Consider the following 13,321-nt stretch of genomic DNA (forward strand, 5'->3'; position numbering starts at 1 on the left):
TTGTTTTCAGTAATGTTGCTTATAAAACTTCAACTGTGGAATATCCACCTGGCTTTTTGGCTACATGCACTTGAGTGGCTACACGCTCGCTCATTTGTGTTACGTGCGATATAACGCCTACTTTTCTACCTTGTGCTTGCAAAGAATCCAAAGCGTCCATTGCAATGCTTAGGGTTTCGCTGTCTAACGTACCAAACCCTTCGTCAATAAACAAAGAATTGATTTGTACTTTGTTTGACGAAAGCGATGCTAAACCAAGTGCAAGTGCGAGCGATACTAAAAATGACTCCCCGCCTGAGAGTGTATTAACAGAGCGTTGCTCGTCGGCCATGTCGCGGTCAATAATCGCAATGTCGAGCGTTTGCGCTATTGCCGTTAATTCGTAGCGTTTGTTGAGCGTTTTTAAATGGCTGTTGGCATAGTGCAGTAATATTCTTAGCGTTTGTGTTTGCGCTAAGTTACGCATTTTTTTACCTTCTTTATCTCCAATTACCTTATTAAGTAAGTGCCACTGCTCAACCTGCATTTTAAGCGTTGTAAGTTCAGCTTGTTTGCCTTCAAGCGCTTTTGCATTTTGGTTATGTTGCTCAATGGCTGTATTGGTTGCCAATAATGAACTTTGCAGCTGCGTTTGTTGCTCGTTTAAGCTACTTAGTTGCGTACTTAAAGCCTCTGCACTTTGCGTTGGTTTATCGCTACTGTTGTGTTTTTCAAGCGTAAGTTGCTGCTGTTTTAATGCGGCGTTTGCATCGGTTAGCGCTTGAGTTAACTGCTCGTGCTGATTTAAATGCGCTTTAATCGTCTCGCTACTAAGTGTTAGTAAAATATTGACCTGTTCGTGCGTCGCATTGCTAAATTGCGCTTTAAAGTCCCTAAACCACTGGTTATAACGTGCCTCAAGCGTTGCTAGCTCTTGGCTGTTTTCAAGCAAGCGTTGCTCAATATTTTTAAGCGTTATAGCGTGCTCATCTCGTTGTTTTATCGCGTCGTCATAGGCTTTTTGACTCGCTTGAACCTGCGATTGCAGTTGCTCTTGCGCACTTGTGAGTTTTGCTTGGTAGTCGTCTGCACTTATTTGCTCGTTATTAAATAAAGCTAAGCGCTCACTTTGCGTAGCGTTTAATAGATCTTTAGCTTTTACAAACTCTTCTTTGAGTGCTTTTAACGATTGCTCGTTGTTACTTATAAGCGGTGTGAGCTGCTTTATTTGCTCATTAGCTGTGTCTTGACGTTTTTGGCTTTGCTCAAGTTGCGTTTGAGTTTGCTGGTACTGCGTAACCTGCTCGTGCAGCTGGGTAAGCTCAAGCGTATTGGCTTGTAGTTGCTGCCAAAAATCACTGTTTTCAAATTGGCTATTGAGCGTTGTACCGAGCTCGTTAATTTGCGCACTTAGTTCGCTATGCTTACTCGTTAACTGGTTTTGCTGATGTGTAAGCTCAAGGTGTTTATTACTAAGTTGCTGCTGTACTTGCTGATCCGCTTTTAGTACTGCTTGTAGGTCATTTACTTTAGTTTGCAGTGTACGTTGGCGTTTTTGTTGTTCAAAATACTGCGCCTTTTGATCCGTTAACTGCTTATAAGTGACTTCAAGCTGATCAGGGGGCAAACTAAAAAATTCTGTGCGGGCTGCTTGCATAGTGTTAAAAATTTCAAGCCGCTTGGTGAGTGTCGTTTGTATTACTTGCTCAAGTTGCCCGTGTTCAGCAGTTAATACGGCATGTTGAGTTTGGTGCTTATGCAGCTCGCTTTGTGCATGGTCAAATTGCTTTTTAGCGGCATTAAAAGCATTTTCAAAATCAGTAATTAAGTTATTTAATTGCTGATTTTGATTTACCGCATACGGGTGCTCAGTTGCGCCGCACACTAAACAAGGCTCATTAGGGCGAAGCTCTGTGCGTAAATGTTCTACGTTTTCGCTGGCTCTGAAGCGCGCTTGGTTAAGTGCGTACTCGCTACCTTTAAGAGCTTGCTCGCTGGTTATTAAATGCTGATTAAGTAAAGCATGGGCTTGCTGGCTTTCATTTAACTGCTGATTAAGTACTTGTTGGCGTTGAGTACTTTGTTTTAGTTCTGCGTTAAATTGCCCGTAGCGCTCTCGCTGCTCTTTTAAGTAATCAATACTTTTTAGCTGTGCGTCGCAGTGCTCTGCATTAAATTCATTAAGCTGAGTATTTAATGCCTGTAAAGTTGATTGCTCACCACTAAGTGCCGCCTCGCACTGCTGCACTTTATTATTTTGCGCATTTAAAAATTCGCTCTGACTTGCAAGCTCGCTATTAAGAGTTTGGCTTTGCGCAGCGTTTGCAGTTAATTGCTGCTGTGCATTTAAGTAGGTATTAAAGCTTTGCTGATAGTAGCTCCAGTCTTTTGCTAAAACGTGCAACTGTGCATGCTCATTAAGCCATTGCTGGCTTTTAGTTGAGTCGGTATTAGCAGTTTCTAACTCGTTATTGCTTTGTTTGAGCTGCTGTGTGAGCTCATCAAACTGAGATTGCTCTTTGGTTATTTGCGACTCAGTACCTTTTACAGCTTGAGTTTGCAAGGCAATGTTGCTGTCGAGCTCTCTCGCTTTAGCTATAACGGGCGCTGCATTTTGTTTTTGCTCATTGGCGTTATTAAGCAGCTCGGTATGCTTAGTAAGCGCGGTATTACGCTCGTTAATTACCGCTAAATGATCAACACTTTTAAGCGATGTTATTTGCTGATCCAACGCCGTATTTTGATCGGTTAACAAAGTAAAACGGCTGCGGTTATCTTTTATTTCAAGCGCTTGTTTAGCTTGTTTTGCCTGCTCGCTTTGTGAGGTAATACTTTCAAGCGCTGAGCTTGCTTGTTGCTGGGTTTGCTGTGCTTGCAGTAAGTTTTGCTCAAGCACTGTAGCTTGCTGATACCAGTTAAGTGCTTTTTCGGTTTTGGTTAGCTCTTTTTTAGTGTGTTCGGTTTGCGCTTTTAAATCGTCTAATTTGGTTTGTTGTAGCTCAAGTTCATCGCTCGTTAATAAGGTATAGCTTTGAAGACCTGCTTTGAGCGCTTCAAGCTTTGCTACTTGCTCTTTATGGCGCTCAAAAATACGCACGCCAATACGGCTAAATTTATCGGTGCCCGTTAAGCACTCCAAAAGTTGCGCTCGCTCATCGCCAGTGGCTTTTAAAAACGCAGCAAACTCATGTTGCGCTAAAAGTACAGCACGGGAGAACTGCTCAAAGTTAAGCCCTATTTTACTCTCGACTTCTTTTATTGTGTGGCTTTTGTCAGCTATAAGGGTTTCGTCTGGCAGGGTTACTAAAGTGTGCTCTGCTACTTTAAGTTTGCCTGTTACTTTTTTATGGGTCCGTGCAATTGTATAGCGCGCACGATAAAGCTGTTTATCTTGCCCTAAAAAGTCGACCTCGGCGTAGCCTTCCCATGTACCTCTGCGTAGTAAATTTCGCGCATCATTAAGCTTAATGCTGTCGCCGTTAAACTCAATTAAGTTACCTTTATCACCGCGTAGCCTCGCTGTTTTTGTATAAAGGGCTAAACAAATGGCATCTAAAAAGGTACTTTTACCAGCACCGGTATCGCCTGTTATCGCAAATAAGCCTGCGTCTTTTAATGGGGCTTTAGTAAAATCTATTTCAGCGTCAACTATCGAGGCTAAATTATGAATACGAACTGCGGTTATTTTCATAGTTGTTCTTGCTCCGTAAGCTCGTTTATCACGTCACTTAAAAGTGCTTTTAGCTCATCGGGTACGCTTTGCCCTGCCATATCTTTATCGTTTGCGAACGCTTGTTCTAATAGGTTTAGTGGATTGAGCATTTCAACTTCGCTTAAATCTTCAAATACGGTGTTGTCGTCATTTTGAGTCGATTGCTCACGTACACGTTCAATACCACAAAATTTAATATGCTTGCCTTCAATTGCTTGCTCTATTTGTTCTCTGAAGGTGGTGTCGGTATCGCTTGATTTAAGCTTTACACGTAAATAAGGCGCTATTGTATTTTGTGCGGTGTCGAGCGCTTTAATTTGCTCGCATAGTTCGCTTAATGGTACACACTCCCCTTTTGGTAAAATAATTACATCGGCAGAGCGCGGAATGTAAAGGGGGTTTACAGTTGTACTAATATGTTGTTTTTCATCAGTAATAAACTCAACAACATTTACTTGGTGCGTGTAGTTACGTTCTGAAAACGACATAGGGATAGGTGTGCCGCTGTAGCGAATAACATCACTTTTAGCGACTTGTTGCGCTTTGTGTAAGTGCCCAAGAGCGACGTAGTTGGCTTGTTTACCAAATACATTGGCTGAAATAGACTCTTCACCACCTATTACTAAGTTACGCTCAGAATCACTTGAAATGTCACCGCCCTTTGCGTGCAAATGCCCCATTACAATTAATGGTGAGTTTTGCTCGTTTATATTAGTAGCTTGCTCTAGGGCAAGTTCGTAAGCTTTTGAAACGCCTTGAGCATAACTAGGGCCGCTTTCGGTTTGGCTAAGCAAACTTACATCGCTTGCACGCAAAAATGGCATAGCGACGATTACAGCGCGTTTACCATTGGTATTTACGGTGATAACAGTTTCGTCGGGTGTGGCGACATCAAAGCGCCCTACTACGTGAGTATCAAACTGTGCAAGTAATGGCTGAGCTGCCAAAATACGATTTGCAGAGTCGTGGTTACCCGCAATAATCACTACGTGTAATAGTGGGCATGCTTTTTTGGCGTCTTTAATAAATTGATAAAGCTGATTTTCGGCGCTAGCACTTGGTGTTGCTGTATGATAAATATCGCCCGCAACTAAAAGTAAGTCTATTTGTTGTTCAACAAGAGTGGCTAATAACCATGTAAAAAAAGCTTGATGTTCAACACGGCGATCGTGTTCGTAAAATTGTTGGCCAAGGTGCCAATCTGAGGTGTGGAGGACTTTCATGTCGCGCTCTTAATAAAACCGTAAGAGCGCCAATATACCCAAGGCTGTTAAAGATGCAAGCCTAAGGCATGCATTACGTTAGGTTAAACTGTACCAAGCTGAAAAAACAACCGGTAATGCTAAAAGTGCCATTAATAATGGAATTTTTAACGTTTTAGTTTGTTTTGCGTGTAGCGCCTTTAGTGCATTAGTTTCGTTGCACGCTGCTACTTTATCGATATAAAAATAACCCGAATCGAGATACTGCTTACAGTTATTCTCACTTGCTGGAATCGCAATTAGTTCTTGTTGTTTTTTTAGGATGTAAAAATCCATAAGCCCACCGCATTTCTTGCTAGTAATCGATATTAATTTGAGGATAAATGTGACGAATTTATTTGCCTCAAATAAAAAGGTTGGCGATTTTAAATATAAACAGCACTAAAGATCAACCTAAAATTACACTATTTGTCATTTATCGTACAAATAGCGAATATTAATGAAGTTCGGCAATATTTGAGCCAATTATTTACTCGTTTCACTGTGTTTTTGTTCAGTAGAAAGGGCTTTTAGGCCATTTTACTTGTTGCGAATTAGTAATACTTATACGTAGGATTAATGGTCTACCTGGTAATGCCAAAGCAATACTTTTTTAGCAATATATATAAAATGAATGATATTTTTTTAAGTTCTGGGACTTAGTATTTAACCGATCAAAACCATTATTAAAACCCAATTTTGTAAACCCCCTTTACAGTTTTTATCTATTCGTATTTTGTTACAAAATAATTGTATTTTTCAATCTAAAAAACTAAGTGAACATCACCCTAAAAATACGGTACTTGGTCGCTAATTTATTGAAGCTAACTGGTATATTTGTCAAAGTACGCTCACAAAATTATATTAGGACTAACAATGAAAAAAATAGGTCTTACGCTAAGTGCTTTTGTATTGCCATTCGCAATATCGAGTGCAGCTATGGCGTCTTCGGTTGAGCAAACAAAAGGTTCTTTTGTTGATAAATTTCGTCAATTAGACGAAGCACTTCCTACACCCAATGTTTATCGTAGTGCCGCTGGCGAACCAGGTGAAAAATACTGGCAGCAACGTGTAAACTACGATATTGATGTGAAGCTAGATGAAAAAAAGCACCGCATCACTGGTAGTCAAAGCATTGAATATAAAAATAACTCACCACATACGCTTAAATATTTATGGTTACAGTTAGATCAAAATATTTTTAAGAGTGACTCTATTGCCGAAACAACAAAAACATTTAAAAGCACTTTAGAAAGCTTACCAGCTCAAAAGCCCGCTAAATTAAGTTTAGGTGAATTACGTCGTCAGCAATTTATGAGCGACAACGAACTGGGTTATACAATCAGTGGCGTAAAAGATGACGATGGTAAAGAGCTACGCGTAACTGTAGTTGATACCTTAATGCGCATCGATTTAAACGAGCCATTAAAACCAGGTAAAGAAGTCGAATTTAGCATGAACTTTGCCTTCAACATTGTTGAAGAAGATGCAGTGGGTGCACGTTCTGGTTACGAGCACTTTGAAGAAGACGGCAACGACATATTCTTAATTGCTCAGTGGTTTCCTCGTTTAGCCGCTTATACCGATTACGAAGCATGGACAAACAAGCCGTTTTTAGGCTCTGGTGAGTTTACGCTTGAGTTTGGTGATTACGATGTTGAGATTACTGTTCCGGCAGATCACATTGTATCGGCAACAGGTAAACTTGATAACGCGAGCAAAGTACTTACAAGTACTCAGCGCAAACGTTTAAAGCAAGCTGAAACATCTAAGCGTCCTGTGTTTATTGTTAACGCAGAAGAAGCGCTAGAAAACGAAAAAGAAGGCACTGACAAAACTAAAACGTGGCACTTTAAAGCGCAAAACGTACGTGACTTTGCTTGGGCGTCGTCTCGTAAGTTTATGTGGGATGCAAAGGGTTATCAACAAAGTGGTGACGTTCAGCCTTTAGTTATGGCAATGTCGTTCTTCCCTAAAGAAGGTGGTGACTTATGGGAGAAGTACTCAACTGAAGCTGTAGTACACACAATGGAAGTGTACTCTAAGTATTCTTTTGACTACCCATACCCAACTGCGCAATCGGTAAATGGCCCTGTTGGCGGCATGGAATACCCAATGATTACCTTTAACGGCCCGCGTACTAAGTTACAAGATGATGGTACACGTACTTATTCTCAAGCTGAAAAGCGCTTTTTACTTGGCGTAGTTATTCATGAAGTGGGTCATATTTACTTTCCAATGATTGTTAACTCAGATGAGCGCCAATGGACGTGGATGGATGAAGGCTTAAATAGCTTTTTAGATGGCGTTGCTGGTCGTGAATGGGATCCTACTATTCCTTGGGGTGTTGAGCCTCGCGATATAGTGAGCTACATGAAGTCTGAAAACCAAGTACCTGTTATGACTCAGTCAGACAGTGTATTACGCTTAGGTCCTAATGCTTATACTAAACCTGCAGCAGCCCTTAATATTTTACGTGAAGTAATTTTAGGCCGTGACTTATTCGACTTCGCATTTAAAGAGTATGCTCAGCGCTGGAAATACAAGCGCCCTACTCCAGCTGATTTTTTCCGTACAATGGAAGAAGCCTCTGGTGTTGATTTAGATTGGTTTTGGCGTGGCTGGTTTTACACCACAGACCATGTAGATATCTCTTTAGATAAAGTATATCAACTACGTTTAGACACTAAAAACCCTGATATTGATTACAGCCGTTTACGTGATATTGAAGCAGACAAACCTACTTCATTATTTGTTGAGCGTAACCGCGCACAAGGTAAAAAAACATGGGTTGAGAAAAACTCTGATGTTACCGATTTTTATGACGAAAACGACCGTTTTACTGTAACCAATAAAGAACGTAACTCGTACAATAAGTTTTTAAAAGGCTTAGAGCCGTGGGAGCGTAAAACGCTTGAGCGTGCTTTAGAAGAAGATAAAAACTATTACGTTATGGAATTTTCAAACCTTGGTGGTTTGGTAATGCCTATTTTATTAGAGCTAACATATGAAGATGGCACTAAAGAAGAGCGCTATATTCCTGCTGAAATTTGGCGTCGTAATTATAAAAACGTTCAAAAGCTGATTGTTACCGATAAAAACAAACCGCTTGTATCAGTTACTGTTGACCCAGGCTGGGAAACAGCTGACGTAGATGTTGAAAACAATAACTACCCTCGTCGTATTATTCCTTCACGTATTGAAGTGTTTAAAAAGGAAAAGAGTAAAGCTAAAGTTAGTCGCGATATCATGCAAGATATTAAAACTGAGCTTAAAACTGATGAGAAGAAAGACGAAAAGGATGACGGTGAGGAGCAGCAATAATGCGCTTTTTGCTTATTATTGTTTGCCTTTTAGTTGCTGCGCCAAGTATGGCGCATCAACTAAAGTCGTCAGTTACAACCGTGCTTTTTAATAAACGAACGCATAATGTTGAATTAATGCATCGCTTTTATTTACATGATACCGAACACGCCGTAGGAACATTGTTTAAAGGCAAAATTGATATTATTAGTAATAAAGCCGACCAACAACGTTTTGCTAAGTATGTTGAATCGCATGTTGCTCTACAAACGTTAAGTGGCGAACCTTTACCACTTAGCTTTGTAGGGGCACAAGTTGATGGTAAGTTTTTTTGGGTTTACCAAGAAGCACCAATTCCTGAAAATATTGAAGGAATTAAAATGAGTAATGGCGCACTTCGTGATTTATGGCCATCTCAGGTAAATATGGTAAACGTTGAGGGCAAAGGTAAGATTAAAACTTTAAACTTTGCTCAAGATGATACTTGGCTCGAAGCCCGCTTTGAGCAAAATTAATATTTAAAACTTCCCCAACCGACGCGCACAGCAGTTTATGTGCGCGTTTTCTTCATACGTTTAAACTGCGTTCATGTTTGATCTGTTATTTGTAAATTTACGTAAAATTTGTGAGTTCAATTTGTATATTTACCTTTTTTTGCGCATGATATATCAAGCACTTAAATTACTTTGTTATCAATAGATTGATAATGGTGCGTATTAATATTTAAATATAGTTAGTTTCATTTATCCCTTTGTATTTACCGGCCTAGGGCATAAGCAGTAGAGAATTTTATGTTTAAATTTCATTTAGTAATAACTAAATTCAGGGAATGATATGACTACTCAGGTTGAGGCTATTTTTGGAGTGATTTTTGATTTAGATGGAACATTGGTTTCATCAGAATTAGATTTTGCATTAATAAAGGCCCAAATAGGTTGCCCTTGCGAGCAAGACTTACTTGATTACATTGCTCAGTTGCCCTCACCGTATATGCGTGAAGAGGCAATGAATATAGTTCACCAACACGAATTAATAGATGCACAACATGCCAGTATATTACCTGGTGTGAGTGAAGCTATTCATGCTTTAAAGTCTAAAAATATTCCGATGGCGATTGTTACTCGCAATTTTGATAAAGCAGCGGCAATTAAATTACAAAATAATCCACTCCCTATCAGCACAGTTTTAACGCGAAGCGATGCCCCAGCAAAGCCAGATCCCAGCGCTTTAAATGCCATTGCTACACTTTGGAACATTAACGCCAGAAATTTACTTTATGTAGGCGATTACCTTTACGACATTCAAGCTGCGCACAATGCAAATATGCGCGCGTGTTTATACGCTCCAGAGTCAACGCCTGCTTATGCCGATCAGGCAGATTACGTTTTACATGACTTTGTTGAATTAGTGACATTAGTTGAGAGTTATTCTGAAAAAATAGAGTTATGTTAAATAGCGTACTATTAAATTTATTTAAGAATAAGTGCTACGTTATTTAAATTACAAAATAACGTTTGTTCCTAGCCCAATACGTTTTGAATTGGTAAAATACCGCAAAACGTAACGTATTCATTAGGGGCACAAAATGGGCAGAGCATTTGTAGTTCGTCAAAGTTCTATGATCAAAACAGCCAATGCAAAAACAAAAGTAAACTCAAAGTATGGTAAAGAGATTTACGTTGCAGCAAAAAGTGGCGATCCCGATCCCGAAGTAAATCAAACACTACGCCGTCTAATCGAAAAAGCTAAAAAAGACCAAGTACCCGCACACGTTATTGAAAAAGCAATTGAAAAAGCAGCCGGTGGCGCAGGGGAAGATTACTCTGTTGCCCGTTACGAAGGCTATGGTCCTGGTAATTGCATGGTTATAGTTGACTGTTTAACTGACAATCCGAACCGTACAATTAAAGATGTACGCTTACCGTTTACTAAAACAGACTCAAAAATTGGTACTCCTGGCTGCGTAGCACATATGTTTGATCATTATGCGGTACTTGGCTTTGCGGGTGATGACGACGAAATAGTATTAGAAGCATTAATGATGGCTGATGTTGATGTTAGCGATGTTGAAGCCGAGGACGGTAAAATATCGGTATTTGCACCACCAACAGAATATTTTAAAGCTAAAACTGCCCTTGAAGACGCATTTGAAGGCATTAACTTTGAAGTAGACGAAATTACGTTTATTCCTCAAGTTAATATTGAAATTGAAGACGAAGAAGTTATTGCTAACTTTGATAAGTTTATAAATATGCTTGAAGATTGTGACGATGTACAAAATATTTATCACAATGCCATTGTAAAAAATTAGATTTAATTAGCTAAAGCTTTAAAAAGCGTGTTTTGTGTATGCAAAACACGTTTTTTTACGTTTGAATAAATGTTAGATATTCATGTGTATTATCTATATACCTTTAAAATGCCTTAAAAGTGATGTTATTCTAATTTTAGGCGATAAAAAACCAGCTTAAAAGCTGGTTTAGCACTTAATCTGAACTTTGCTTAAGCGGTTAAAGCGTATTCGTTTTTTGTGCTTTATATTTTATACGGTAGCTATGTAGCAGTGGTTCAGTGTAACCACTAGGTTGTGTTACCCCCTCCAAAACCAGTGCAAGTGCAGCTTGAAACGCAATGCTGTTATTAAGGGTTTCTTCGTTTATTGCCATGGGTGTATACGCAGTGTCGTGCTCGTTTTGACCATCAACTACTTTGGCCATTTTAGCCATTGTTGATTTTATTTGCGCCTGTGAACACACGCCATTTAGCAACCAATTAGCCATATGCTGGCTTGAAATACGCAGTGTTGCTCTGTCTTCCATTAGCCCGATATGGTTAATGTCGGGTACTTTTGAGCAGCCAACGCCTTGATCAATCCAACGTACAACGTAACCTAAAATGCCTTGTGCGTTGTTTTCAAGCTCGCTTTGAATATCTTCTTTTGAAAGCCTTTTAGGGTCTGCCATTAGCGGCGGTGTAAGCAGGTCATTAAGGCTAGCAATAGTACGTTTAGCAATACTTTGCTGCTCAGTAAATACGTTTACATCGTGATAATGCATTGCATGAAGCGTAGCCGCAGTAGGGGAGGGCACCCATGCTGTATTAGCGCCTGATTTAGGGTGAGCTTGTTTTTGCTCCATCATTAATGCCATTTTATCTGGCATTGGCCACATGCCTTTACCTATTTGTGCTTTATGACTTAAGCCACAAGCAAGACCTATATTAACGTTGCGATCTTCATATGCGCTTATCCATGGTTGCTGCTTAATCTGTGCTTTTGGAAGCACAACACCCGCTTGCATAGAGGTATGAATTTCATCGCCTGTGCGGTCTAAAAATCCAGTATTTATAAATACAACACGCTCTTTAGCTGCATAAATACAGGCTTTTAGGTTTACAGAAGTACGGCGTTCTTCATCCATAATACCCATTTTAAGCGTGTTTTTAGGTAAGCTTAGCGCTTCCTCTACTAAGCTAAATAAAGTGTTAGTAAACGCTACCTCTTCAGGGCCATGCATTTTTGGTTTTACTATATTAATACTTTGCGCGCTGGTATTTTTAATACCTGTTTTTTTATTTAGGTCGTGCAGGGCAGCGGTGGCAGTAAACATCGCATCCATAATGCCTTCAAATACCGGTTGATTGTACACATCGGTAATAGCAGGGTTCGTCATTAAATGACCAACGTTTCTAACAAACATCATGCTACGGCCTTTTAAAGTAACGGTGCCGCCATCGAGTGCTGTGTATGTTTTATCACTTTGCAGAGTGCGCTCTACAGTTTTATCGCCTTTTTTAAACGATTCAACTAGGTTACCTTGCATCAAACCAAGCCAATTTTTATAAACTTGTACTTTATCTTCTGCATCTACCGCAGCTACAGAATCTTCACAATCCATAATGGTTGTAAGCGCGGCCTCTAACACGACATCTTTTAAGCCTGCTTTATCTGCTTGGCCAATAATGTGGTGGTGATCGATATGTAGCTCTATGTGTAAATCATTGTTTTTTAATAACACTACGGTTGGGTTTTGTGCTTCACCTTGATAGCCAATAAGCTGAGATGGGTTAGCTAATGTGGTTTGAGAGCTATCACGTAACGTAATTAAAAGTGCGCCATCTACTACTGAATAATTAGTACTTTCTATATGCGAGCCATTAGTGAGCGGCAATGCTTTATCTAAAAACTGGCGAGCGTAGGCCATTACCTTAAAACCACGAACAGGATTGTAGGTATTGCCTTTTTCGGCTCCATCGTCTTCGCTTAACACATCTGTACCGTATAAAGCGTCGTATAACGAACCCCAACGTGCGTTAGCGGCATTAAGTGCAAAGCGTGCGTTACTGACGGGCACAACCAACTGAGGACCTGCTGTAAGGGCTACTTCGGGTTCTACATTTTGGGTTTCAATTTCAAAGTTGGTAGGCTCTTTAACTAAATAGCCAATATCTTGCAAAAAGGCATGGTACTTAACGCTATCCCACGTTTTATTAGCAAGATGGTAGTCATCTATTTGCTGTTGAAGCAATTCTCGCTTTTCAAGCAGTGCCTTATTTGTAGGGGTAAGTGTTTGAACTATATGTGCAAAGCTTTGCCAAAATTGATGCTCACTTAAGTGAGTGCCTGGTAGTAATTGATTTTTAACAAAATCAGCGAGTTGTGTGTCTACGCTGAGTCCTGAATGTGTGAGAGTGTGGGACATAATTGCCTTCCTTAAACGGTCGCGATGTTGTTGTGTGCTTGTGCGTTAAGGCAACAATAACTCAAAAAGGCAATGTTGAGTGCTTTTTAGCCATTCACAAAATATATAGCCACAATAACAACTATAAATTTACTAAATCTAGAAAAGGAGCCTAATGTTGAATCAAGCGAAACGGAGCACACACTCCTAGCCACTCTCACAACATTAAAATAATTTATACCAATCTGCTTATATATGGGGTCTATTTAACGTTAAGAAAATTACGCTAGAGCTAGGCAAAAATTTTTGTATCTAGTTATTCTAAATAAAAAATTTTTAACGACGTTATAGTGCAATTTAATTCGTTAAATTGATCAAAGATTTATGCAGGTTGGTATTACACACTC

The 13,321-nt window shown here is 39.7% G+C and carries 8 protein-coding genes; 4 read left to right on the forward strand and 4 right to left on the reverse strand.

Features of this window, described 5'->3' with window-relative positions; genetic code table 11:
• Window positions 1-19: 19 nt before the first annotated feature.
• The 3 genes from I6F47_RS14445 to I6F47_RS14455 form a co-directional block, all read right to left on the reverse strand.
• Window positions 20-3,670, reverse strand: a complete 3,651-nt coding sequence (locus I6F47_RS14445) for an AAA family ATPase (protein ID WP_197184089.1) — start codon at window positions 3,668-3,670, stop codon at window positions 20-22.
• Window positions 3,667-4,914 carry an exonuclease SbcCD subunit D C-terminal domain-containing protein gene (locus I6F47_RS14450; RefSeq protein ID WP_197184090.1) on the reverse strand — a complete coding sequence of 416 codons (1,248 nt, stop codon included), beginning with the start codon at window positions 4,912-4,914 and terminating at the stop codon, window positions 3,667-3,669. Before I6F47_RS14450 ends, I6F47_RS14445 begins: the two co-directional genes overlap by 4 nt.
• A gap of 78 nt (window positions 4,915-4,992) precedes the next feature.
• Entirely contained in the window at window positions 4,993-5,229 is a 237-nt protein-coding gene (locus I6F47_RS14455; RefSeq protein ID WP_002959190.1) for a hypothetical protein, read from the reverse strand.
• A 579-nt stretch (window positions 5,230-5,808) separates the two neighbouring features.
• Here I6F47_RS14455 and I6F47_RS14460 point away from each other — a divergent pair.
• From I6F47_RS14460 to I6F47_RS14475, 4 genes are all read left to right on the forward strand, one after another.
• Window positions 5,809-8,256 (forward strand): M1 family metallopeptidase, encoded by a 2,448-nt coding sequence (locus tag I6F47_RS14460; protein ID WP_197184091.1) that lies wholly within the window; start codon window positions 5,809-5,811, stop codon window positions 8,254-8,256.
• Window positions 8,256-8,750, forward strand: coding sequence for a DUF6702 family protein (locus I6F47_RS14465; RefSeq protein WP_024609288.1), 495 nt, complete (start codon window positions 8,256-8,258; stop codon window positions 8,748-8,750). The genes I6F47_RS14460 and I6F47_RS14465 overlap by 1 nt, the downstream gene beginning before the upstream one ends.
• A 319-nt stretch (window positions 8,751-9,069) precedes the next feature.
• The gene (locus I6F47_RS14470; protein WP_007583617.1) at window positions 9,070-9,687 is read left to right on the forward strand and encodes an HAD family hydrolase; all 618 of its coding nucleotides are present in this window, start codon (window positions 9,070-9,072) and stop codon (window positions 9,685-9,687) included.
• Between the two features lie 133 nt (window positions 9,688-9,820).
• A complete protein-coding gene (locus I6F47_RS14475) occupies window positions 9,821-10,546 on the forward strand; it encodes a YebC/PmpR family DNA-binding transcriptional regulator (RefSeq protein ID WP_007583619.1) in 726 nt (241 codons plus the stop codon).
• 199 nt (window positions 10,547-10,745) lie between these two features.
• Here the strand turns inward: I6F47_RS14475 and I6F47_RS14480 are convergent, their stop codons facing one another.
• Window positions 10,746-12,935, reverse strand: coding sequence for a malate synthase G (locus I6F47_RS14480; protein ID WP_197184092.1), 2,190 nt, complete (start codon window positions 12,933-12,935; stop codon window positions 10,746-10,748).
• Window positions 12,936-13,321: the final 386 nt, after the last annotated feature.

Source organism: Pseudoalteromonas sp. NZS37 (assembly GCF_015864265.1).
GTDB classification, from domain to species: Bacteria; Pseudomonadota; Gammaproteobacteria; order Enterobacterales; family Alteromonadaceae; genus Pseudoalteromonas; species Pseudoalteromonas arctica.

Excerpts from the sequence above, each read along its gene's own strand:
- I6F47_RS14465 (WP_024609288.1), top strand. The coding sequence starts at position 8,256 with ATGCGCTTTTTGCTTATTATTGTTTGCCTTTTAGTTGCTGCGCCAAGT.
- I6F47_RS14445 (WP_197184089.1), bottom strand. The coding sequence starts at position 3,670 with ATGAAAATAACCGCAGTTCGTATTCATAATTTAGCCTCGATAGTTGAC.
- I6F47_RS14480 (WP_197184092.1), bottom strand. The coding sequence starts at position 12,935 with ATGTCCCACACTCTCACACATTCAGGACTCAGCGTAGACACACAACTC.
- I6F47_RS14460 (WP_197184091.1), top strand. The coding sequence starts at position 5,809 with ATGAAAAAAATAGGTCTTACGCTAAGTGCTTTTGTATTGCCATTCGCA.
- I6F47_RS14475 (WP_007583619.1), top strand. The coding sequence starts at position 9,821 with ATGGGCAGAGCATTTGTAGTTCGTCAAAGTTCTATGATCAAAACAGCC.
- I6F47_RS14470 (WP_007583617.1), top strand. The coding sequence starts at position 9,070 with ATGACTACTCAGGTTGAGGCTATTTTTGGAGTGATTTTTGATTTAGAT.
- I6F47_RS14455 (WP_002959190.1), bottom strand. The coding sequence starts at position 5,229 with ATGGATTTTTACATCCTAAAAAAACAACAAGAACTAATTGCGATTCCA.
- I6F47_RS14450 (WP_197184090.1), bottom strand. The coding sequence starts at position 4,914 with ATGAAAGTCCTCCACACCTCAGATTGGCACCTTGGCCAACAATTTTAC.